Genomic DNA, 22,763 nt, shown 5'->3' on the forward strand with positions numbered 1-22,763 from the left:
GACTCTTTGAACGAGCGGAAGTTACAGCGGCGCTGCAAGCGCGCACTCCGGGACCTGGGGATCCAGCCGCCGCTGAAAGTGGACGTCCTATGCCGACTACTGGGAGAACACCGGGGCCGTCCCATCCGGCTCATCCCCTATTCCCTTCCGGTGCCAGGCCCGTTCGGCTTGTGGATTGCCACCGGGACGGCCGATTACGTCTTATACCAAAAGGAAACCAGCCCTGCCCACCAGGACCACATTATTCTACATGAGGTCGGACACATCCTGGCGGACCATCAAAGCGACGACTCCTACGGCGAGGTCTGGCGGCAAACGATGCCCGACATATCGCTGGACGTCATCAAGAAGGCGCTGCGGCGCACGTCGTATGACGAGGACCGCGAACGCGAGGCCGAGCTGGTGGCCACCATCATTCTGGAATGGGCGTCTGTGCTGGACCGGGTCACCCCGCAGGCGCCGGAGGACGCCTCGGCACATCGGGTCCAAACGGCGCTCAGTGATCGGCAGGGGTGGCTGTGATGCTGTCCGTCATCCTGGGAATCGTGCTGACCCTGGCGCTCGTCTGGAAGGGCAGCCAGCTCCTCAAGGCCCCGTCCGACAAACTGCTGCAGGCGGTGACGCTGTGCATCGTCTGCGCGTCCTGCTCCTTTCCGCTGGGCCTGCCCGCCGTGGCGCGCCTCGCCGACTCTTTCATCGGCGCAGGTGCGGCCAAGCTGCTGCAGAACGTCTTTCTGCTCGGCACGGTCTACTGCTTGCAGTGCTTCTTCCTCTTCGCCATCTCCGACCGGGAGACCGGGCGGGTCCGCGCCCGCCGGGAACTGTTCCCGCTAGGTGTCACCGTCCTGGTCATCACGCTGGCCATGCTGGCGACTCCCGCGGACGAGCGCAGCCATACGTACGCCACGGCGAACATGCAGGCGCCGGGGGTCGCGGTCTTCTATGTGGCGGCCGGTCTCTATCTGGTCTATTCGCTCGCCATGGCCCTGTGGTGGACCCTGCGCTATGCGCGGATGGTCGGCCGGCCGTTCGCCACCGGTCTGTGGCTGATCGCCGCAGCCCTGACCGCCATGGTACTGGCCGGCAGCCTGCGCGAAGTGCTCAATGTAGTGCGCTGGCTCGACGGTACGGTGCCCGCGCCGGTGATCGTGGGCGCCAAGCTGCTGTTGGACCTCGCGATCCCGCTCTTCGTCATCGGGATCATCTACCCGGCGACGGTGACCCGTTGGGCGACCGTACGCCTGTGGTGGCAACACCGCCGGATGTACCGGCGGCTGGCCCCGCTGTGGACGGCGCTGCACCAAGCGTTCCCCGAGGACTCCCTCAACCGGCGCGTCCCGGGCGGCTTGCGGGACGCACTGGGCGTCCGCAAGGTCCACCGGCGCTACTACCGGCGTGTCATCGAATGCCGCGACGGCCTGGTCCACCTCAGCCCCTACCTCGCCCGAGCCGGGGCCGAGGACGGCGCGGAGCCCGGCGCGGCGCCCGAGCCGCTGAGCCAACTGCCGCCGCAGGTGGCCGCCCTCCGATTGCGCGAGGCGCTGCGGGCCCACGCCGCGGGCGAACCCGCGTCCACGCAGGCCGTGCCGATCGCGCTGCCCAGCGGCGATGGCCTGGATGACGACGTACGCCAGCTCACCGTACTCTCCGACGCCTTGCAGATCACGGCGCCCGATCTGCACGGCTGACCCCCACGGCGGAAGGAATACCTGATGAATGCACTGATCTCGGCTGGCCGAGTGCTGACCGGTCCGCGCGGCGCCCACCTGACCGACGGAGCCGTACTCGTCCGCGGCGGCGTCATCGCCGAGGTCGGTCCCCGTACGGACCTGGAGACCCGCACCGCGCCCGGCATTCCCCGCTTCGCCTATCCCGGGGCCACGTTGCTGCCCGGCCTCATCGACGCACACGTCCACCTCGCCCTGGACGCGGGCCCCGACCCGGTCTCCGCGCTGTGCGCCGCAGACGACACGACCGTGATCCTCGGCATGGCCGGCCGGGCGTTGCAGCTGCTCGGTACGGGCGTCACCACCGCCCGCGACCTGGGCGACCGCAACGGGCTAGCGCTGCGGATGCGCGGGGAGATCGCGGGCGGGGGGCTGCCGGGCCCGCGCATCCTGGCCGCGGGCACGCCGCTGACCGGGCCGGGGGGGCACTGCTGGTTCCTCGGCGGCGAGGTCGAGGGCGCCGACGCGCTTCGGGAGATGGTCCGGCGGAACGCGGAGAGCGGTGTCGACGTCATCAAGGTGATGGCAACGGGCGGCGGGATCACCAAGGGCGGCCCGCCCATCTGGCAGGCGCAATTCACCACCGATGAACTGCGCATCGTGGTCGACGAGGCCCATGCGGCCGGGCTGCCGGTGGCCGCGCACGCACACGGCACCGAGGGCATCGCTGCGGCGGTGACCGCGGGAGTGTCCACCATCGAGCACTGCACCTGGATGGCACAGGGCGGTTTCCAGGAGTCCGCGGAGTTGGTCGACGCCATCGTGGAGCAGGGCATCCGGGTCTGCCCCGCGGCGAGCCCCGACTGGCGCGGCTTCGCCGAGCGGTTCGGCCCCGAGCGGGCGAAGGAGATGTTCGACCGGCTGGGCTGGATGAGTCGGCGCGGCGCACGCCTGATCGCGGGCACCGACGCCGGGGTCTCCCGAGCCGTCTTCGATGACTTCGTCTCCAGCCTCGAATTCTTTGAGTACATCGGCTTCTCCCCCACCGAGATCGTCGATGCGGCCACCATCGAGGCGGCAGAGGGACTTGGCATCGCCGACGACACCGGTCTGCTGCGTGCCGGGTACCGCGCCGACCTCCTCGTTGTGGATGGCAATCCGCTCGACGACTTGCAGGCGCTACGCCGGATACGGCTCGTCATGGCAGCGGGATGCCCGTATATCACGGAGAGCGCGACGCCAGACCAAATGCTTCGTTTGGTCTGCGGTTCTTAAGAGTTTGAGGCAGGCTGGTAGTGAGCTTCCCATTCAGAGCCTTCCTGGAATGACCACAATGTCCCCCATATCCCCTAATATAATGTTCTTCACGCTGGTAAGGAACGCTCTTTAAGGCCCGGCACCTTCCCTCCGTGCCTCCGTGTCCCGCAACAGCAGGCCGGGGGCAAGATTGTTTCCGAAAAGGAATCGTGTCCGCAATGCTGTTTGTCGATGCTACGGACCGACGTCTGGAGACGCATCCATCCCAGGTCCCACATGTGTCCGCCACCTCCTCGGGACGAGCGCCGGAAGGCTGCGTTTCCGCAAATCAACCCCCGTAGCTCAGTGGATAGAGCAGGCGCCTTCTACTGAGGTTGAACTCGTGATGTCGTGCGGGGCTGACAGTCCTTGATCCGTGCGGTATCTCCATGGGATGCGGTACGCACAGGGCGGCGGGCTGACCGCCGAACGGCAGGAGTTCCGGGAGCGGTTACGGCGGGAGGCTGCTGAGCGGTTCGGCCGGGGTGAGACGAACGCGTTGATCGCCAAGGACTTACGGGTCAGCGTCCGTTCGGTGCAGCGATGGCGTCGTGCCTGGACCGAGGGGGTCCGCGGGCTCTACGGTCGCAGGGACCGACGTCGCTGCCGCGGCTGAGCGAGGAACAGTTCACGCACGGCGCGCTCGACCGATTCGGTGGTCCGCGCGGCGTACAGGTCCTGTACGTCGATCCCGGGAGGCGCTTCGTGGCATCCGCGGCGGTGTGCGCCGCGCACGAGTCCATCACCACTCGGCCCTCCCGGGAGGACTGCCACGGTGACCGACTGGGCCACGTCCGGGTGCGACAGGACAGCGGCGTCGATCTCGCCGAGTTCGATCCGGTGACCCCGGATCTTCAGCTGGTGGTCCATCCGCCCAAGGAATTCGACGTCTCCGTCCGACAGCCACTGGACCAGGTCGCCCGATCGGTACACGCGAACGTCGGGCTCGTCGGAGAACGGGTGGGGTACGAAGTGCTCTGCGGTGAGTTCCGGACGGTTCAGGTAGCCACGGGCGACACCCGCGCTGCCGATCCACAGCTCGCCCGGGACACCGACGGGAGCCGGGCGACCGTGCCCGTCCATCACGTACAACTCGGTGTTCGCCATGGGGGCGGCCTATGGGGAGGGTGGTGCCTGACACGAGCTTCGTGGAGTCGACTTCGTAGAGGGGGTTCCCACGGTCGCCTCGGTGGGACCGTACTCATTCAGCAGGACCGGGTGCGGCGCGCACCGCTCGGCCGCCGACTTCGCCAGATCCGCACGGAACGGCTCGCTCGCCACGACCAAAGTGCCCACGACGAGCTGGGCGTTGGTTCCCTTGATCCCCTCTAGGAGGAGTTCGAGGCGGGAAGGGGTCAGCTTCACCGTGCTGAACGACTCACCCCACACGAAGGCGGCCGCGAGCATCCCGACGCCGACGGCTCCCGACGTCTCCATGATGACCACGGCCTCGGCCTTGGAGCAGGGACAGGGAGAGGGAGGGGCCCGGCAGGTCGAAGGCGATGGACGACAGCAGAACCGAGCCGTGGCCACGTCCGGGAACGCCGCGTCAGCACTGTGCGGGAGGTCCGCAAAATTGCGATGGCTGACCTGGAAGCCCTTGGGCGCTCCCGTTGATCCGGATGTGTAGGTGACGTGCGCGAGATCGTCCGGTCCGACGGCCGACTCCACCTCTTCGGCGGGAAACCCGGCGATGGTGGGCCAGTCGCTGTCCATACACACGACGTCGCGGCCTTCGGAGGGCAGCCGCGCGCGCAGGGCTTCCTGGCTGACGACGACCGATGCCGCGGTGTCATCGGGCAGGAACGCCAGGCGCTCCGCCGGATAGGCCGGGTCCAGAGGTACGGTAGGCGCCGACTGCCTTCAGGACGCCCAGCAGTGCCACCACCAGCTGGACGCCGTGATCAACGCAGACCGCCACCAGGCTCCCGGGGCCCACGCCCAGGTTCCCGAGGTGGCATGCCAGCTGGTTCGCCTTCTCGTTCACTTCCCGCCAGGAGAGGGAGACTCCCGCGACGACTGCCGTGGCCTGCGGAGTGAGGGCGGCCTGCTGGGCGATCATCCGGTGCACCAGCGCGTCAGCCGGATATTGCGTCTCGGTGCCGTTCCAGTCCACCAGGATCTGCCGACGCTCGGCCTCCGTCAGTACTCAGACGCCCTTTGTCGCAGACTCCAGGGTCGCTGCGTTCTACACGTGGTGTGTCATCGGAGATACGTCACCACAGCGCCCCGCAGAAGGAGGGCCCACGGTAACGACGCGCAGCACCCGAAACCACCCCTTGTCATCTAACCTCTCGCAACGTGGCAGGGAATTAACTGAGTCAGTACGCGAATGACGACCCAACGGCCATGATACGGGCCAGTTCTCCGCCGTCCAAGGCGACCGTATCCGTTATGACTGGTCAGGAGAGGTCTGCACGTGTACCACCATAAGACGAAGAACCTGCTGGTGAGCTGCTCCCCGAAGAAGCTCGGCTTCTTCCAGGGACCAAGGAAGGGCGCCTGACCCGGGGTCCCCCGGGGCAGGCGCCTCATGGGATCAGACCACCGGGGCCGGATAGGTCGGGTACTCCACCCCGGAGACGTGCTGGACGACGCGGATGACCTGGCAGGAGTAGCCGAACTCGTTGTCGTACCAGAGGTAGAGGATCGCGTTGTCGCCGTCGACCTTGGTGGCGCCGGCGTCGACGATCGAGGCGTGGCGCGAGCCGATGAAATCGCTCGAGACCGCGTCGGGGGCGCTGATGAAGTCGATCTGGCGCTTGAGCGGCGAGGTCAGCGACACGTTGCGGAGGTAGTCGAGGACCTCCTCGCGGGTGGCCTCGCGCCCGAGTCGCAGGCTGAGGATCGCGATGGAGACGTCCGGCACCGGGACGCGGATCGAGCTGCCGGTGATCGGCGCCTTGAGGTCGGGGAGCGCCTTGGCGACGGCGGAGGCGGCACCGGTCTCGGTGATGACCATGTTGAGTGGCGCCGAGCGGCCGCGGCGGTCGGAGCTGTGGTAGTTGTCCAGCAGGTTCTGGTCGTTGGTGAACGAGTGGACGGTCTCCACGTGGCCGCGCAGGACGCCGTACTCGTCCGCCATCGCCTTCAACGGCGGGACGATCGCGTTGGTGGTGCAGGACGCGCAGGACAGGATCTGCTCGTCCTGCTTGATCATGTCGTGGTTGACGCCATGGACGACGTTGGGGACGTCGCCCTTGCCCGGCGCGGTCAGGACGACCTTGGCGATGCCGGGGCGGAGGTGCTTCGACAGGCCCTCACGGTCGCGCCATTTGCCGGTGTTGTCGATGAGGATGGCGTCCTTGATGCCGTACGCCGTGTAGTCCACCGACGTGGGGTCGTCGGAGTAGATCACCTGGATCTCGTTGCCGTTGGCGACGATCCTGCTGTTCGCCTCGTCGACAGTGATCGTGCCCTGGAACTGGCCGTGGATGGAGTCACGGCGCAGCAGCGAGGCGCGCTTGACGATGTCCTGGCCGGCACCCTTGCGGGCGACGATGGCGCGCAGCCGCAGGCCGTTGCCGGAGCCGGCCTTCTCGATGAGCAGGCGGGCGAGGAGGCGGCCGATGCGGCCGAACCCGTAGAGGACGACGTCACGCGGCTCGCGGCGCTCGATCTTGTCGGCACCCGTGGCGCCGGCAACGGCCTCGGCGGTGAACTCCCCCACCGAGAGACCGCGGTCGTCGGACTTGTACGTCGCGGCGAGCATGCCGATGTCGATCTGGGAAGGGCCGAGATCGAGCGTGGTGAGCGCCTGCAGGAACGGCAGTGTCTCGGTGACCGAGAGTTCCTCACCGGCGATCTGCCGAGCGAATCGGTGGGTCTTGAGGATGCTGACCACCGACTTGTTCACCAAGGAGCGGCTGTGAAGCAGGACCGTGACGTCCTGCTCCCGGTGCAGCTTCCCGATGATCGGGATCATCGACTCCGCGATCTCCTCGCGGTTCTTCCAATTGGTGAACGAGTCGTCGTTGACAGTCACATCTCATCTTTCGAGCTAGGCGGTGCTCATATGCTAACGCCCCGCCACTGTGATCATTCAGGCAGCTCCACCGGAGCGGGATGCCGCGATCGGGCCCCATGACCGGGCCAGGGCGGGTGATGGGGCGCCACCCGAGGAAAGACGTTTGAGTTGCTGGCGTTTGACCCACCCTGTCCCCTATGCGGTCTTCGTCGACTTCCGCGATGACGGGAACCGCATCGACTGGCTCGGCGGACATTGCTGGGCGGGGCACCCACGCCGTGCTCACCCGTGGCCGTCTCTCTGTCGCGCTCGCCCTCAAGCAGCCGACGGCCTGACACCGTGCGGGCCGCACCGCCGAGGCGAAGGCCCCGCCGGCCCTCAATACTCCAGAGGGCTCTGGCGCAGGGTGGTTCCGGCGTAGCGGTGCCGGAACCGACCGCGGCTCTGCAGCTCCGGGACGACGAGTCCGACGATGTCGACGAAGCAGCCGGGACGTTGGTGGCCGGCAACAGGAAGCGGTCGCAGCCGCCTTCGTCGAGGTAGTGCTCCCTCTCGTCGACGACATCCTCGGGGGTTCCGACCGCGGTGGGCGCACCCATGGCCGAGAGCTGGCGGACCATCCGATAGGGCCGCACGAACGATGTGGACAGCGTTGCCCTCGACCGGGCCAGGCATTCCGGCCCCCCGGCCCCCGGCCCCCGGGTCAGGGCTCAGGATTCAGGGCTCAGGGTTCAGGATTCAGGATTCATCGTGGGGCACTCCCCGCTTCCGGTGCTATCGTCGAGCCAGAATCGGGGAGTTGCCCCCGGTTCTTGTGCCCGCCCGGTGGCGCACGGGGGTCGCCACCGGCCCAGCACCCCAACTGCCCCATTCCGGCGGAGGGACCGGGGAGTGCCCCAACGTGGTCGCACCGAGCGGCGTGCCCTCCTGGCATCTCTGTGGATCTCAGCGAAGTCCCGGGGGGACCTGGCGAAACCGTGCCCCCGCGCACGGCCGGGCAGATTGGCGGCTGCGACCCGGGACTGTGCCGGCTACTCCCCACGACCCGCTCGTGGCTCGACCCGGAAGTCGAACGCGACGGTCCCCGGATCGACGGCCGTCACACCGCCGTCCACGGTGAGCACCGCCCCGTTGACGAACGACGCCCTGGGTGAGAGCAGCCATGCCACCGCCTCGGCGACTTCCTGCGGGTCACCGGGGCGGCGGGACGGAACGAGCCGGGTCGCCTCCTCGTACGCCGCGTCGGCTCCGCCCTCCCCCAGACCGGCCTCCTCGGCGAAGCGGTTCATCCGCCGGTCGGCCATGTCGGTGCGGATCCAGCTCGGGCAGACGGTGTTGGCCCGCAGCCCCTGCGGGCCGTAGTCGACGGCGAGGGAGCGGCACAGCTGGAGCAGAGCCGCCTTGGAGGTCGCATAGGCGGCGTTGCCGGTGCCGTTGCGCAGAGCGGCCACGGACGCGACGGCGACCACCGCGCCACGCGTCTCCAACAGGTGCGGAAGCGCGGCGCGCTGGAGGAGGAAGGGGCCATGGAGGTTGGTACGCATCACGGCTTCCCAGTCCTCGACCGACAGCTCCCCGACGGCGCCGCTGCGCCCGATGCCCGCGTTGAGCACCAGCCCGTCCAGCCGGCCGTACGCGGCCACGGCGGCGTCCACCAGGTCACGGACGGCGTCGGGGTCGCCGACGTCGGCGGGATGGGCCAGTGCGCCTGTCTCCTGGGCGATGCGCTCCAGGGGCCCCGGCCGCCGTCCCGCGACGACCACGTCGTGTCCTTCGGCACGCAACAGCTGCGCGGTCGCGGCGCCGATGCCCGTCCCTCCGCCAGTGATGATGACAACACGTCGGTCCACCATGCCGGTCGCGTCTCCCTCGTGGGTCGCATACGCCCGTTCCAGTGCGCGCTCATCAAGCCTGCCGACGGCTTGGTGATCACACATGTTCCCACCCTACGTGCGAGAAATGGCACGGAGGATGGCGGTCCGGACGCTTCGGAGCGCGTTCCGTTGAGGGCCTGGGAATTCCCTGCGAGGGGCTCAGCTGACAGGTTGTCCGATTCCCAGCATGTTGCCTTCGCTGTCACGGAACCAGGCGCCGCGCTCGCCGGTCGCGCCCTTGCTCGGATAGTTTCCTTCGATGTCGGCGATTCCCTCCACGGTTCGCAGCCCGGGCAGGTCGACCTCCTCGAAGACCACCCCGCGGCCCTTGAGCTCGGCCGCGACGGCCTCGATGTCGTCGACCTCCCATCCCATCTGGGTGAAGGTGCCCGGCGAAGCTCCCGCCGACTGGAACAGCGCGAAGTCCGAGCCCCCGCAGCGGTACAGCAGCCCACCGGGTCGCTCGTCGACGGGCTCCAGTCCGAGTTTCTCCGAGTAGAAACGCCGAGCCCGGTCCAGGTCCTGAGCGGGAAGCCTCGTGGCCACCCGGGCGCTGTCCAGCATGCCCATGTCGTCTCCAATCCCTGCCGGGGCATCCGACCGCACGTCAGGGCTGCCCGGCCGTGTACAGGTGGTATTCGGTGCACCGCCGCTGCCCGCCAACCTCTGTCCGTCGCAGCACGGGGACCGGCGTCGCAGCACGGGGACAGGCTCCCGCAGTTCAGGGCGATCCGGCCCGCAACACACCCGAGCTCCAGCGACCTGACTCCGGTGCGGGCCGCGGGGTGCTGCGGGCCATGTCCACAGACCACCCATGCCCGCAATCTCAGTCGCGTCCCCCGGCAGGTCGCGCTGATGGGCTTCGCTCCGTTCCCGCTGCTGCCGCTTTTCCCATGGCGAGAAGAGGCCACGCCGGTGCCTCTGGCCCTGCCGCCCTGCACGTAAGGGCGCCGCAACGTGGTCGCAACGGGCCGCGTGTTCTCCTGTCCCTCCGAGGCATCTGGGAATCACGCCGGGCTGCCGGTAGGACGGTGACGAGACCCTGCCCTCGGCCGCCCGGCAGGGGACGACATGGCAGGAGCTCGGACGGTGCCGTGGGAGGAATGACGATGGATGAACCGACAGCACGTCAGGAACCGGGCGCACCAACACAGGACCGGAGACCGCAAACACACGACCGGAGGCCGCCGAGCACGTCCGCCCCGCGCGTGGAGCTCACACCCGCGGCCGCCGACCTGCTCCGACGGCTGCGGGCGGCTCACGGGCCCCTGATGTTCCACCAGTCCGGCGGCTGCTGTGACGGCAGCGCTCCCATGTGCTACCCCGAGGGCGAGTTCCGTACCGGTGGCTCCGATGTGCTGCTCGCCGACCTTGCCGTCGAGGGGGTGACCGAGCCGGTCCGCTTCTGGATGTCGGCCGCCCAGTTCGAGCGCTGGAGCCATACCCGTCTCCTGGTGGACGTCGTACCGGGGCGGGGCAGTGGCTTCTCCCTCGAAGCGCCGGAGGGTGTCCGCTTCCTGATCCGCTCCCGACTTCTCGACGACGCCTCGTCGTAATCGCTCAATCGCCATATCACCTGCCCCGTGGGACAGTTGGAGCGACCTCAGGGGGCACTGTGACGCGACGGGGCAGTCGGGTACGCACAGCACTGACGGTACTGATCGCGTGGGGCGCGCTGGCCGGCTCGAGCCTGACCGGCGCCCCCCACGCCGGGGCCTCCGGAGGGCTTCGGTACGGCGCGGCGGCACGGATGGCACCTGGCGTGTCGTACCGCGAGTTCTCGGTTTCCGGCGCGCAGGGCACGGCCCATGGCCACCTGCTGACGGTCGATCTGCGGGAACGGCGGGTGTCCGTGGATCTGCTCTCCCCGGGTGCCGTCGGGGCCCGGGCCCCGTTGTCGCGGTTGGCCGACGCCCGCGGCGCGGTCGGTGCGGTCAACGGGGACTTCTACCACATCACCGAGCTACAGCACCCCGGCGTGGAGGCGACCTTCGCCGCCGTGGGACCGGCCATCGCCTCCGGGCGGCACGTGAAGGCGGCCGTGCCCAACGGCCAGCGTTTCGGCCCCGCCCTGCCTCCTGGCACCACCACCGAGGACGTCATCGGAATGGGCGTCGATCGCCGGGTCCGGCTCGACCGGCTCGCGCTCCGCGGCACCATGACCACATCCGAGGGCACGCTGCCGCTCGGCGGTCTGAACCAGTACGCCCTCCCGGTCGGCGGCATCGGCGCCTTCACGCCCGCCTGGGGCACGCCCTCCCGCTTACGGGCCGTCTGCGGTACGGACACCGATCGCGCGGCGCCATGCAGCAGCGACACCTACGAGGTGACCGTGCGTCATGGGCGTGTCGTGCAGGCCGCCGACACGCCCGGGACCGGGCCCATCGCGGTGGGCTCGGTGGTACTCGTCGGAAGGGAAGCCGGGGCGCAGACGTTGCGGAAGCTGAGCGTCGGCGACCGGGTGGGGGTGCGCCATCGGCTGGTGGCCGCCGCCTCGCGGGTCGGGTACCGGTTCGCCATCGGCGGGTTCCCGGTACTCCGGGGCGGACTTCCCCTCGAAGGGCTGGACGACCGGACCGCCGCCATCCGCTCGGCGGCAGGGGTCGGCGCGGACGGCCGGCGGCTCCATCTCCTGGCGCTGGACGGCGCGGTGGAGTACCGCCCGGGACTGACGATCAGCGAGCTGGCGCGGCTGATGCACACCGTGGGGGCCGAGGACGCCATCAACCTGGACGGCGGCGGCTCGTCCACGCTGGTGCTCCGGGAGCCGGGGGCGGCGGGTGTCACCGTTCGGAACCATCCCTCCGGCGGCGCGGAACGTCCTGTGCCGGAGGGCATCGGCGTCTTCGCGCCGAGGTGAGGGAACGCGCGGAGCCTCCGAGCGACGCCCCGGCCGTTACGGGCGGGGCAGCGGAGCGGCGCGGCAGGCGGCGCGCCCCGTACGGCCGCGGCCCTGCCCCGTCCCCGGTGTCAGGGACGGACGCTGCTCACGACGTCCGCCGTCGCCGCGAGGCCGTCGGACAGGGTCGGAGCGATGCTCGAACCGGCGAGATAGAAGCCCAGCAGCACGCACACCAGGGCGTGGGAGAACCGTAGCGACCCGCTGCGCATAAACACGACGATCAGGATCAAGAGCAGCAGGACCACTGAGATCGAAATGGCCATGGCGAACCTCCTCGGCCGCGGGGACGGAGCGGCGATCGGCCCAAAGTGTGGCGTATCGCACGCTCCGCCCCGGCCATCCGGGCGTCCGCCGAATGGGTGATGACGCGCTGTTACGCCCGTGTGTGGTCGAACGTGCTGAGGAACCGCTCCAGTCCCGCGAGGTCATCGGTGTTGATGTGATCCACACCGGCGTGGAGGAGTTCGTGCCAGATGGCATCGCGCTCGGGGCCCGGCGCGTCGGGTACCGCCCAGAAACGGACGCGCTGCCGGTGGGCGTGGGCCTCGGCCACGATGTCGTGGAGCTTCTCGCGTTCGTCGGCGGGCATCCCGCCAACTCCCCGCCAGCTGAAGCCGGCCGTCCAGTCGGCGCTGATCAGGGGGATGAAGGAGGCGGGGACGCCGGTGCCCAGATCGTCGAGCCGACCGTCGTAGAAGGCGTAGCGGAGGTGTTGGGCCTCCATCGGCTCACGTGCCGCGCGGTCCCCCGAGATCACGGGCGTCACCGCGCCCGTGCGCACCGTGCCGCCCGTGGCGGTGCTCAGGATCGAGCGGTAGGGGCGCAGCCGGCGGTGGAGTTCGCGGTACGTCGCCTCACCGTCGTTCTTGAGGTCGATGAGCAGTTGCAGGGAGACCGGGTGGCCGCTGTAGACATAGCCGCGGTTGGCGGTGACCCGGTCGAGCAGCGGGTCGAGGTAGAGCGACTCAAGGGTGCGGTCGGGGGTGAGGTCCCCGATGTCGTGTCCGACCAGGAGCTTGCCGCCGACGAGCCAGATGTCGGCCTCGACGCTGGTGAAACGGTGCTGGAGCGCGTCGGCGAGCGGATGCGTGTGCTCGTAGTCGTTGTGGGCGTGGGCGCGCCGGAGGGGGGCGGGGTGGCCGGCGGCGGGCCGGGCGGCGGCGGGCCGGCGGGGCGCGGGGATCGCGACGGCTCGTGCCTGCGAGGACCCTGCGAGGCCGCCTGCCGCGACAGCGCCCAGGGAAGCGACAAGGGCGCGGCGAGTTGGTCGGAACACGGATTCTCCCGGGGACGGGGCGGGGGGACGTCAGTGAGTATCGAGCCGGGTCTCCCGGATGGGCGCGGCGCCCGCGAAGAGTTCCGACGGCGTTCGCCGGACCGCTCTCTCGCGGCCCCGGTCCCGGCGGACCCCGGCGGCCGGATGGGTTCCGCGTGCCCCGCTCTCTGCGGGACCTCCCGTCGGTCACTCTCCGCCCACCATGGCATCTACCGGGCGAGACACCCGCATCAGAGAATAAGACGACCAAAACAGGCAACACTGAGGGATATTGACCGCTTTGCCCGATTTGGAAGGTGTCGACTGCGCCGGCCCACGGCACGCCGACGCCCGCGGTCACCGGTGCGCGACTTCCCCTGCCGGAATTTCCGGCCGCACGTCAAGCCCTGGGCCTGCACGGCTGGTTGACACTGCGCCGCCATTGCCGTCCGGGGCCCCGCACGACCATCGGGCCTTCCGGCCACAGAGTTTTCGCCTCCGCCGCCCCCAGTGACGCAGATCTCCTTCACACCGACGGGCGTGGCTCCGCCCTGCCCCGTGACCGGCCGTCCGTGTGGCCGACGTCACACTTCCCCGACGGCGCTCTCCTACGCGGTGCGGCCGCACGGCATGAGCGACCGCCTGGCGCATCCGCGCCCCGACCCCGTCACGCACTCCAGGCCCCGACCACTCCGGTGATGGTGGCCCCACCGCGCCCTCCTCACCCAACCCGCAGCGCGGCCCAGGTCTCGTCCCGTCGAACCCCGTGTCCCCGTACCCGCCCCGCACCGAGGCCCCTGCCTGAGCGATCGGCGACCGGCCCGTCAGCCACGTCGGCGCTCCGCGCCGTCCGCGACCGCCTTCCCGAGCCGGTCGCGACAGACCCCGTGCGGGACGACACCACGGGGGACGGCATGGCGAAGCCCCACCCCTCTGCCACCTAGGTCCAGGTGGACAGAGCGATGGGGCTTCCCGCACATCCGTCGGCGCACGGTACGGGTCTCCGCTCACCGCGTCCGCCATCGCGGACCACCGGCACCATCGGGCCCTACACCGCTGCTCCGACGAGCTCTCCGTGCGCCCGGACGGGCTCAGCGAGCCGCTGGCGGCGGAGCCAGGTCGACGAGCCCGGAGAGCACCGCCCGATGACGGCCGGGAGTACCGAGGGCAATCTCGTCCGCCTTCGCCCGCTTCAGATAGAGATGCGCGGGATGCTCCCAGGTCATACCGATACCGCCGTGCAGCTGTACGCACTCCTCGGCCGCGTGGACCGCGACCCGTGAGCACGCGGACTGCGCGACGGCCACCGCCACCGGCGCGTCGGGGCTCCCCGTGGCGAGGGCGTCGGCAGCGTAACGGGCCGAGGCACGGGCCGAGACGATCTCGAGCCAGAGCCGGGCGAGCCGGTGCTTGAGCGCCTGGAAGGAGCCGACCGGCCGGTTGAACTGATTCCGTTCGCCGGTGTAGCGGACCGTCTCCGTCAAGCACCACTCGGCCAGGCCCAGTTGTTCCGAGGCGAGGAGCCCTGCCCCCGTGAGCAGGGCTCGCCCGACCGCGGCCTGCGCCGAGTCCGGGCCCGCGAGGCGGCGCGCCCGGGCTCCGGTGAGCGTCACCTCGGCGACCGGCCGGGTCAGGTCGAACGGGACCAGCGGCGAGACGGCGACTCCTGCCGCGTCCGTCTCCACCGCGTACAGCCCGTATCCCCCCGGCCCCTGGGCCGGAACCAGCAGGACATCGGCGGCCGCGGCGTCCGCGACGCCGCCGACGCTGCCGTCGAGCACCCCGTCCTCGGTGGCCCGTACGGTGGCCGGCGGTGTCACGCCCGGGGCGGTGGAGAGCGGCACCGCGAGGGCGGCGACCGAGCGCCCCTCGGCGACCGCGGCCAGCAGCCCGGAGACGTCGTCGCCGTCCGTACCGCACGCGAGCAGCGCCTCCACGGCCAGCACCGCGCTGGTCAGATAGGGCACCGGGGCAACGCTGCGGCCCAGCTCCTCCAGAACGACGGCCGCCTCCCGTGCGGTGGCGCCCTGCCCGCCCAGCTTCTCGGGGACGAGCAGACCGGCGGTGCCGATGTCCGTCGCGAGCGCCTGCCACAGCCCTCGGTCGTACGGCTGGTCCGTCTCGACGAGCCCGAGGACGGCCGAGGGGTCGCAGCGGTCGGCGAGCAGGGACCGTACGGCTGCCCGCAGGTCGTCCTCGGCCTCGGAGTACAGCAGGTCCGGCTCGGACGTCGGCTCGTTGGCGCTCATCGGGCGAGCTCCTTCCAGGGGATGTCCTTGTCGGTACGGGGCTCGGCCGGCAGGCCCAGGATGCGTTCGGCGACGATGTTGAGGAGGACCTCGCTGGTACCGCCCTCGATGGAGTTCCCCTTGGACCGGAGGTAGCGGTAGCCGGCGTCGCGTCCGGTGAAGTTGGCCAGTTCCGGACGGGTCATCGTCCAGTCCTCGTAGGTGAGGCCCTCCTCGCCGAGGAGTTCGACCTCCAGCCCGCTGATCTCCTGGTTGAGGCGGGCGAAGGCCAGCTTCATCGCCGAGCCCTCATGCCCGGGCTGGCCGATGGCGAGCTGCTGCCGCAGCCGCTCCCCGGCGAGCCGGGCCGCCTCCGCCTCGACCCACAGCCCCAGCAGTCGCTGATGCAGGTCGTGGGTGCGCAGCTCGGGCCGCTCACGCCAGGTCCCGGCGACGATCCCGATCATCCCTCCCTCGCGGGGGGCCCGGCCGCCGCCGATGGCGACCCGCTCGTTCATCAGGGTGGTCTGGGCGACGCGCCAGCCGTCTCCCACCTCGCCGAGGCGGTGGCTGTCGGGGATCCGTACGCCGCTGAGGAAGACCTCGTTGAACTCGGCCTCGCCGGTGATCTGACGCAGCGGCCGGACCTCGACCCCCGGGTCGGTCATGTCGCAGACGAAGTAGGTGATACCGCGGTGCTTGGGCACGTCCGGGTCGGTACGGGCGATGAGGATGGCCCAGCGCGCCGTGTGGGCGGTCGACGTCCAGACCTTCTGCCCGTCGACGACCCACTCGTCCCCGTCCCGTACGGCGCGGGTGGCGAGCGCCGCGAGGTCCGAACCCGCCCCGGGCTCGCTGAACAGCTGGCACCACACCTCCTCGCCCAGCCACAACGGCCGCAGGAAGCGCTGCTTCTGCTCCTCGGTGCCGTACTTCAGGATGGTGGGGGCGGCCATGCCGAGGCCGATGCCGATGCGGCGGGGGTCGTTGTCGGGTGCGCCCGCGGCCTCCAGCTCGCCGTCCACGACGGCCTGCAGGGCGCGCGGGGCACCCAGTCCGCCGAGCCCGGCGGGGTAGTGCACCCAGGCGAGCCCGGCGTCGAAGCGGGCCTGCAGGAATGTGGTGCGGTCGGTGGTGGCGGGGTCGTGCGCGGCGAGCAGGTCTCCCACCCGTCGGCGCAGTTCACCGGCGTCGGCAGCGGGGGCTGCCGTGGCCTCGGTACGTGCCATGGCGCGGCTCCTTCCGGTCAGTTGAGGGTGACGACGATGCGGCCGGTGGTGGTGCCCTCCGCGACCCGCTGCACGGCGTCCGCCGCACGGTCGAGCGGCACCCGCTCGCTGACCAGGGGCTTGATCGCGCCCTGGGCCGCGAGCTTGGTGAGCTCCTCGTGGCAGGCGCCGACCGCTGCCGGGTCGTGGGTGTTGTAGAGGCCCCAGTGGAGACCGACGATCGAGTAGTTCTTGACCAGGGCGTGGTTGAGTCCGGGGCTGGGGATGGCCCCGCTCGCGAAGCCGACGACGAGCACCCGGCCCTCGAACGCGATGCACTTCACGGACTTGGCGTAGGCGTCGCCGCCGACCGGGTCGTAGACGACGTCGGCACCCCGGCCGCCGGTGGCCTCCTTGACCGCGGCCACGATGTCCTCCGTGCGCCGGTCGATGACCAGGTCGCAGCCGAGCTCCCGGGCCGTACGGGCCTTGTCGGGACCGCCGACAACCCCGATGACGGTCGCGCCCGCGGCCTTGCCGAGCTGTACCGCCGCGCTGCCCACCCCACCGGCCGCGGCGTGCACCAGCAGGGTCTCCCCCGCCTGGAGCTGCGCCCTGCGGTGCAGGCCGAACCAGCCGGTCTGGTACCCGATGTGCAGGGCGGCCGCCTCGGCGTCGTCGAGGGCCTCGGGCGCGGGCCGTGCGGTCGCGGCGTCGACCACCGCGAGCTCTGCGAGGCCGCCCGAGCCGATCCGGGGCTGGGCGATCACGCGGTCACCGATCCGCCCCTCGGCGCCCTCCCCGACGGCGATGACCTCACCGCAGACCTCGACGCCCGGGGTGAAGGGCAGCGGGGGCCGCACCTGGTACTGCCCCCGGCACAGCAGCGCATCCGGGAAGTTGATGTTCGCGGCACGCACCCGCAGCAGCAGCTGTCCGGGCCCGGCGACCGGGTCCGGCACCTCCTCGAGGCGCATCACCTCGCGGGGCTCGCCGTTCTCGTGTACTTGCCATGCCTTCATCGGGGTGGCCTCCAACGAACCGTCGACAGGGGGGCGGGATCCCGCGCTCGACGCATACTAAGCGGTCGCTTGTCCTGGGGGCCAGGTCATACGCGGAGGTTTTCCGGTCCCGCCTTCGGCCGACGCACCGGACCCGCCTCTCGCGGGGTGTCCAGCCACCCTCGCGGCATCTCCGGCCCGGGTCCAGAGGGCCTCTCTCGTACGCGGTCGCCGGCCGCCCCGGGCTCAGCCCTTCCCAGGGCCCCGGCTGGGCTCTGCCCACGGACCCCGGCTGGGCACTGCCCACAGACCCCGGCTGGGGCCCTCCCTGCCCACGGACCCGCGTAACGCGGCTCGGCCGCCCCGGCCCGCGCGGCCGGCCCCCGTCCCTTACGTATCCTCCTGCTCCCGCCTCTCCGGCAGGTGACCCGGCCCTGGCCCGCCCCTCGCGACCGGGCCCCTTCCTCTTCCGTATCTTCCCGCTCCCGCCTCCCCGGCGCGTGACCCGGCTCGGCCCGGCCCCGCGTGACCGGGCCCCTTCCTCATGGAGCCCCCGATCCGACCCGACCCGCCGGGCAGCAACAGCCCGGCGGGTCCACTGCCCGGTGACCGCGGCCACGGGCGGGGTTCGTATCCCCGAACAACCCGGCCCTACGCGGTAATTCAAAGATCAACCCCACTCTTTTGAGCGATTCCAGAGTTCCGATGGGCGCTGATAGTCCACCCATCTCTCTTCGGAGAAACTGCCGGGTGATGAGCGGTTTCTCACCCGGCAGTTTCTCCGCAGAGAGATGGGTGGACGTCCATTATGACCACGTCGGTGGATTCGACTTCTTCCGCTGAGGACGGTCAGCCGCAGCTGAGTCTGGGCACGGCAGCTGCGCGTAATTTGGCGACAACAACCAAATCCGTGCCACATATGCAGGGCATCACGTCCCGGTGGCTGCTGCGTCTGCTGCCCTGGGTGCAGGTCCCCGGCGGGACCTACCGGGTGAACCGCCGGTTGAGCCACACGGTCGGGGACGGCCGGATCGATTTCCTCTCGACCGGTGCGGAGATCCGGGTCATCCTGCCGGAGTTGTGCGAGTTGCCGCTGCTGAGGGGGTTCACCGGCAGTTCGGAACTCCAAGCGCTCGCCGACCGCTTCGTCCAGCACGAGTACGCGCCCGGCGAGGTGATCGCCGAGGCCGGCCGCCCCGCCGACCACCTCTATCTCATCGCGCACGGCAAGGCGACCAAGCTGGCCCCCGGCAAGTACGACGAGCAGGCCGTCGTGGAGGTGCTGGCCGACGGCGCGCACTTCGGTGACCAGGCGCTCGCCGCAGCCGAGGCCGACTGGTCGTACACCCTCAAGGCCGTCACGGCCTGCACGGTGCTGGCCCTCCGCCGCCGGGACTTCGACGAGGTGGCGGAGAGTTCGGAGGCGCTGCGCGGCCACCTCCGGCGCGGCGCCCACATCCCGCGACGGCGGCAGAACGCCGCGGGTGAGGCGGACATCCGCCTGACCTCGGGCCACACCGGAGAGCCCCCGCTCGACGGCACCTTCGTGGACTACGAGGCGGCCCCCCGGGAGTACGAGCTGAGCGTGGCGCAGACCGTGCTGCGTGTCCACAGCCGGGTGGCCGACCTCTACAACGAGCCGATGAACCAGGTCGAGCAGCAACTCCGCCTCACCATCGAAGCCCTCCGCGAACGCCAGGAGCACGAACTCATCAACAACCGCGAGTTCGGCCTCCTCCACAACGCCGACCTCAAACAGCGCATCCACACCCGCGGCGGCCCACCCACCCCCGACGACCTCGACGAGCTGCTGGCCACCGTATGGAAGGACCCCGGGCTGATCCTGGCCCACCCGAAGGCGATCGCCGCGTTCGGCAAGGAGTGCAGCAGGCGCGGCATTCATCCGGACTCCGTCGATGTCCGAGGCCATGCGGTCCCGGCCTGGCGCGGCGTACCGATCTTTCCCTGCAACAAGATCCCGGTCACCGGCGCGCGCACCAGCTCCATCATGGTGCTGCGCACCGGCGAGGCGCATCAGGGCGTCATCGGGCTGCACCGCACCGGAATTCCCGATGAATACGAACCCAGCCTCTCCGTTCGCTTCATGGGTATCAGCGAAAAAGCCATCATCTCCTATCTGGTGAGCGCCTATTACTCCGCGGCAGTTCTTGTCCCGGATGCGCTGGGAATTCTGGAGAACGTCGAGACCGGAAACTGAGAAGCGGAACCGAGAATCGCACGGCGACCTCCGTCGTGGACAGAACGCCGGACCCACGCTCGAGCACGGCCCGTATTTTGCAACAGGAATGGGTGAAGTTCTCCGATGACCACGTCAGTGGAATTGAGTTCCGTCTCCGAGGACGGGCAGCAGGCGCAGCTCAGTCTGGGAACCGCGGCGGCGCGGAACCTGGCCACCACGACCAAGTCGGTCCCGCAGATGCAGGGCATCTCCTCTCGGTGGCTGCTGCGTGCGCTGCCCTGGGCGGAGGTCACCGCCGGCACGTACCGGGTGAACCGCCGGCTCACCCACACCCTGGGCGACGGACGCGTCGAATTCGTCACCACCGGTGCGGAGGTCCGGGTGATCCCCGCCGAGCTGCGCGAACTGCCGCAGCTGCGCACCTTCGAGGACAGCGAGGTGCTGGAGGCGCTCGCCGACCGGTTCGTCCAGCGGGAGGTGCCCGCGGGGCAGCCGATCGTGGAGGCCGGACAGCCGGTCGACAGGATCGTCCTCATCGCCCACGGCAAGGCCGACAAGCTCGGCACCGGCAAGTACGGCGACCGTACGGTCCTGGGCGTGGTCGCCGACGGCGACCATGTCGGAGAGGACCTGCTGACCGGCCACGGCGGCGAATGGCCGTTCACTCTGCAGGCGGTGACGGCCTGTACGGTGCTGGCCCTGCCCCGGCGGGCACTGGACGAGGTCACCGCCCGCTCCGAAGCGTTGCAGGCGCACCTGGAGGAGGCCCGGGCCGCTCCCCGCCGGCCGCAGAACAAGCACGGTGAGGCCGCCATCGATCTGGCCTCCGGGCACAGTGGCGAGTTCGCTCTTCCCGGCACCTATGTCGACTACGAACTGTCCCCCCGGGAGTACGAGCTGAGCGTGGCGCAGACCGTGCTGCGTGTCCACAGCCGGGTGGCCGACCTCTACAACGAGCCGATGAACCAGGTCGAGCAGCAACTCCGCCTCACCATCGAAGCCCTCCGCGAACGCCAGGAGCACGAACTCATCAACAACCACGAGTTCGGCCTCCTCCACAACGCCGACCTCAAACAGCGCATCCACACCCGCAGCGGCCCACCCACCCCCGACGACCTCGACGAACTGATCTCGCGGCGCCGGAAGACCCAGCTGCTGCTCGCGCACCCCAGTACGATCGCCGCGTTCGGCCGGGAGTGCAATCGCCGCGGCCTCTACCCGCAGGGCGTGGAGTACCAGGGCCAGCAGGTCCGGGCCTGGCGGGGCATCCCCCTGCTGCCGTGCAACAAGATCCCCGTCACCGAGGCGAGGACCAGCTCCATCCTGGCGATGCGCACCGGTGAGTCCGACCAGGGCGTGGTCGGGCTGCACCAGACGGGCATTCCCGATGAGATCCAGCCCGGGCTCAATGTGCGTTTCATGGGCATCAACGAGAAGGCGGTCATCTCCTATCTGGTGAGCGCCTACTTCTCCGCGGCCGTCCTCGTGCCCGACGCGCTCGGCATCCTCGAGGACGTGGAGGTCGGCCACCACGACTGATGACGGCCCGGGGGGGCGCGGCGGGCGGGCTCTTCCCCGCCCGCCGTGGCGTGTCCGGGGGCACTGTACGACGGCCTTCCGTACGCCGGTCGGACGCAGTCGGCGCCCAAGTACACCCTCGTCGACGGGACTTGGCACCGGGGCGCCCGGGACCGAAAAAGGCTGTCCGTTTCCCATCCTGATCACCCCTTACATACCACGCTGTCCTGCGTGCACAGTCGCGATATTGACACAGCGTGTAGTTATGCAGTTGTCTATGCAGCCATCTTTTCGGACTCCCGGGAGCCCTTTGTGATCGCCTACCGTGCCCATGCGGCCGCCCTCGGCGGCTGCCTCGCCCTCGCCTCCTTCCCCCTCAGTGGCTGCGGCGTCCTGACCGACGAGGTCGCCGCGAGCAAGAACGCCGCGGTCGCCACCTCCGCCAAGCACGCGGGCGGTATGGATGCCCTGGTCGCGGCTGCGAAGGAGGAGGGCAGGCTCAACGCGGTCGCGATACCCCGCGACTGGGCGAACTACGGTGCGCTGATCGACGGTTTCACCAAGAAGTACGGGATCAAGGTGCACGTGGAGAACCCCAACGGTTCCAGCGAGGACGAGATAGCGGCGGTCAAGGCCGACAAGGGCGAGAAGCACACGCCCGACATCCTCGACGTCGGCGGCTCCTTCGCCCAGGCCGCGGCCGAGGAGGGCCTGCTGGCGCCGTACAGAGTCGCCGCGTACGACAAGATCCCGAAGACCCAGAAGGACCCGCGGGCACGCTGGTACAACGACTACGGCGGTTATATCTCGATCGGCTGCGACGCCACTCAGGTCAACTCCTGCCCCGAGTCCTTCGCCCAGCTTCTGAAGCCCGAGTACGCCGGCAAGGTCGCGCTCAACGGCAATCCCGTTCAATCGGGCTCAGCCTTCAGCGGGGTGTACGCGGCCGCCCTCGCCAACAACGGCTCCTTCGACGACATCGGGCCGGGCCTGGAGTTCTTCGAGAAGCTCAAGCGGACCGGCAACTACAACCCGGTGGAGTCCACCCCGGAGACCGTGGAGAAGGGCCGCACGCCCATCAGCATCGACTGGGACTACCTCAACGCCGGGTACGCCGACCAGTTCCGCAGCAAGGGCATGGACTGGCAGGTCAATGTCCCCACCGACGGTGTCTTCGCCCAGTACTACACGCAAGCGATCAATAAGGACGCACCACATCCGGCGGCCGCCCGCCTGTGGCAGGAATACCTCTTCAGCCCCGAGGGCCAGAATCTGAGACTCGACGGCTACGCGCGCCCGGTGCTGATGGACGCGATGAAGGAGGACCGTACCCTCCACGAGATCGCCGCCGCCTGGCTGCCGGAGGTCGAGGGGACGCCGAGGTTCCCGACCGAGGAACAGACCGTCAGGGCCAAGAAGGCCGTCGCCCGCGGCTGGGCGGACGCCGTCCGCTGAGGCACGGCCGGGAGGCCGGGGGACCGGCCGTCCGCCGAGATGACGGCCGGACGCCGAGGCCGGGCACGGGCCGTTCACCGGATGCCGCCGGACGCCGAGGGACGAGACCGAGGCACGCGCCCGAGGCCGGGCACGGCCGTTCGCCGAGGTGCCCGCCGGAGGCCGGAGGCGTCCCCGGGTACGGCAGGCGGC

The 22,763-nt window shown here is 70.0% G+C and carries 17 protein-coding genes and 2 pseudogenes; 9 read left to right on the forward strand and 10 right to left on the reverse strand.

Features of this window, described 5'->3' with window-relative positions; all coding sequences use genetic code 11:
• Positions 1-6 precede the first annotated feature (6 nt).
• The 4 genes and pseudogenes from ACTWQE_RS13735 to ACTWQE_RS13750 form a co-directional block, all read left to right on the forward strand.
• Positions 7-522, forward strand: coding sequence for a hypothetical protein (locus ACTWQE_RS13735; RefSeq protein ID WP_443329196.1), 516 nt, complete (start codon positions 7-9; stop codon positions 520-522).
• Positions 522-1,688: an MAB_1171c family putative transporter gene (locus ACTWQE_RS13740; protein WP_443329197.1), complete on the forward strand. Its 1,167-nt coding sequence runs from the start codon at positions 522-524 to the stop codon at positions 1,686-1,688. Before ACTWQE_RS13735 ends, ACTWQE_RS13740 begins: the two co-directional genes overlap by 1 nt.
• 24 nt (positions 1,689-1,712) lie before the next feature.
• Positions 1,713-2,942, forward strand: coding sequence for an amidohydrolase family protein (locus ACTWQE_RS13745; protein ID WP_443329198.1), 1,230 nt, complete (start codon positions 1,713-1,715; stop codon positions 2,940-2,942).
• A gap of 415 nt (positions 2,943-3,357) precedes the next feature.
• Positions 3,358-3,596, forward strand: a pseudogene (locus ACTWQE_RS13750) (helix-turn-helix domain-containing protein); the annotation flags it as partial.
• Here ACTWQE_RS13750 and ACTWQE_RS13755 read toward each other — a convergent pair.
• From ACTWQE_RS13755 to ACTWQE_RS13775, 5 genes and pseudogenes are all read right to left on the reverse strand, one after another.
• Positions 3,543-4,802: pseudogene (locus tag ACTWQE_RS13755) on the reverse strand (AMP-binding protein). The pseudogenes ACTWQE_RS13750 and ACTWQE_RS13755 sit on opposite strands and share 54 nt — an antisense overlap.
• Positions 4,756-5,079 (reverse strand): AMP-binding protein, encoded by a 324-nt coding sequence (locus tag ACTWQE_RS13760; protein ID WP_443329199.1) that lies wholly within the window; start codon positions 5,077-5,079, stop codon positions 4,756-4,758. The pseudogene ACTWQE_RS13755 and the gene ACTWQE_RS13760 overlap by 47 nt, the downstream one beginning before the upstream one ends.
• 423 nt (positions 5,080-5,502) lie before the next feature.
• Complete coding sequence (locus ACTWQE_RS13765) at positions 5,503-6,948, reverse strand: glyceraldehyde-3-phosphate dehydrogenase (RefSeq protein WP_443329200.1); 1,446 nt, start codon at positions 6,946-6,948, stop codon at positions 5,503-5,505.
• A 1,013-nt stretch (positions 6,949-7,961) separates the two neighbouring features.
• On the reverse strand, positions 7,962-8,783 hold the full coding sequence (locus tag ACTWQE_RS13770; protein ID WP_443329213.1) for an SDR family NAD(P)-dependent oxidoreductase: 822 nt from the start codon (positions 8,781-8,783) through the stop codon (positions 7,962-7,964).
• Positions 8,784-8,963: 180 nt separating this feature from the next.
• Entirely contained in the window at positions 8,964-9,374 is a 411-nt protein-coding gene (locus tag ACTWQE_RS13775) for a VOC family protein (RefSeq protein WP_443329201.1), read from the reverse strand.
• Positions 9,375-10,012: 638 nt separating this feature from the next.
• Here ACTWQE_RS13775 and ACTWQE_RS13780 point away from each other — a divergent pair.
• The gene (locus ACTWQE_RS13780) at positions 10,013-10,360 is read left to right on the forward strand and encodes a DUF779 domain-containing protein (RefSeq protein WP_443329202.1); all 348 of its coding nucleotides are present in this window, start codon (positions 10,013-10,015) and stop codon (positions 10,358-10,360) included.
• 206 nt (positions 10,361-10,566) lie between these two features.
• Entirely contained in the window at positions 10,567-11,664 is a 1,098-nt protein-coding gene (locus ACTWQE_RS13785; RefSeq protein WP_443329203.1) for a phosphodiester glycosidase family protein, read from the forward strand.
• Between the two features lie 110 nt (positions 11,665-11,774).
• On the opposite strand, the gene ACTWQE_RS13790 is transcribed toward ACTWQE_RS13785, so the two are convergent.
• The 5 genes from ACTWQE_RS13790 to ACTWQE_RS13810 all read right to left on the reverse strand — a co-directional run bounded on the left by ACTWQE_RS13790 (position 11,775) and on the right by ACTWQE_RS13810 (position 17,419).
• Positions 11,775-11,969: a hypothetical protein gene (locus ACTWQE_RS13790; protein ID WP_443329204.1), complete on the reverse strand. Its 195-nt coding sequence runs from the start codon at positions 11,967-11,969 to the stop codon at positions 11,775-11,777.
• Positions 11,970-12,079: 110 nt separating this feature from the next.
• Positions 12,080-12,982, reverse strand: a complete 903-nt coding sequence (locus ACTWQE_RS13795; RefSeq protein WP_443329205.1) for a phosphatidylinositol-specific phospholipase C/glycerophosphodiester phosphodiesterase family protein — start codon at positions 12,980-12,982, stop codon at positions 12,080-12,082.
• A gap of 1,070 nt (positions 12,983-14,052) precedes the next feature.
• Positions 14,053-15,210 carry an acyl-CoA dehydrogenase family protein gene (locus ACTWQE_RS13800; RefSeq protein WP_443329206.1) on the reverse strand — a complete coding sequence of 386 codons (1,158 nt, stop codon included), beginning with the start codon at positions 15,208-15,210 and terminating at the stop codon, positions 14,053-14,055.
• On the reverse strand, positions 15,207-16,418 hold the full coding sequence (locus ACTWQE_RS13805) for an acyl-CoA dehydrogenase family protein (protein ID WP_443329207.1): 1,212 nt from the start codon (positions 16,416-16,418) through the stop codon (positions 15,207-15,209). The genes ACTWQE_RS13800 and ACTWQE_RS13805 overlap by 4 nt, the downstream gene beginning before the upstream one ends.
• Before the next feature lie 17 nt (positions 16,419-16,435).
• The gene (locus tag ACTWQE_RS13810; protein WP_443329208.1) at positions 16,436-17,419 is read right to left on the reverse strand and encodes an NADPH:quinone oxidoreductase family protein; all 984 of its coding nucleotides are present in this window, start codon (positions 17,417-17,419) and stop codon (positions 16,436-16,438) included.
• 787 nt (positions 17,420-18,206) lie between these two features.
• Here ACTWQE_RS13810 and ACTWQE_RS13815 point away from each other — a divergent pair.
• From ACTWQE_RS13815 to ACTWQE_RS13825, 3 genes are all read left to right on the forward strand, one after another.
• On the forward strand, positions 18,207-19,616 hold the full coding sequence (locus ACTWQE_RS13815; RefSeq protein ID WP_443329209.1) for a family 2B encapsulin nanocompartment shell protein: 1,410 nt from the start codon (positions 18,207-18,209) through the stop codon (positions 19,614-19,616).
• Positions 19,617-19,721: 105 nt separating this feature from the next.
• Positions 19,722-21,137 carry a family 2B encapsulin nanocompartment shell protein gene (locus ACTWQE_RS13820; protein WP_443329210.1) on the forward strand — a complete coding sequence of 472 codons (1,416 nt, stop codon included), beginning with the start codon at positions 19,722-19,724 and terminating at the stop codon, positions 21,135-21,137.
• 291 nt (positions 21,138-21,428) lie between these two features.
• Positions 21,429-22,571 carry an ABC transporter substrate-binding protein gene (locus ACTWQE_RS13825; RefSeq protein ID WP_443329211.1) on the forward strand — a complete coding sequence of 381 codons (1,143 nt, stop codon included), beginning with the start codon at positions 21,429-21,431 and terminating at the stop codon, positions 22,569-22,571.
• Positions 22,572-22,763 lie beyond the last annotated feature (192 nt).

Source organism: Streptomyces sp. 8N706 (genome assembly GCF_052245415.1).
Taxonomy (GTDB): Bacteria; Actinomycetota; Actinomycetes; order Streptomycetales; family Streptomycetaceae; genus Streptomyces.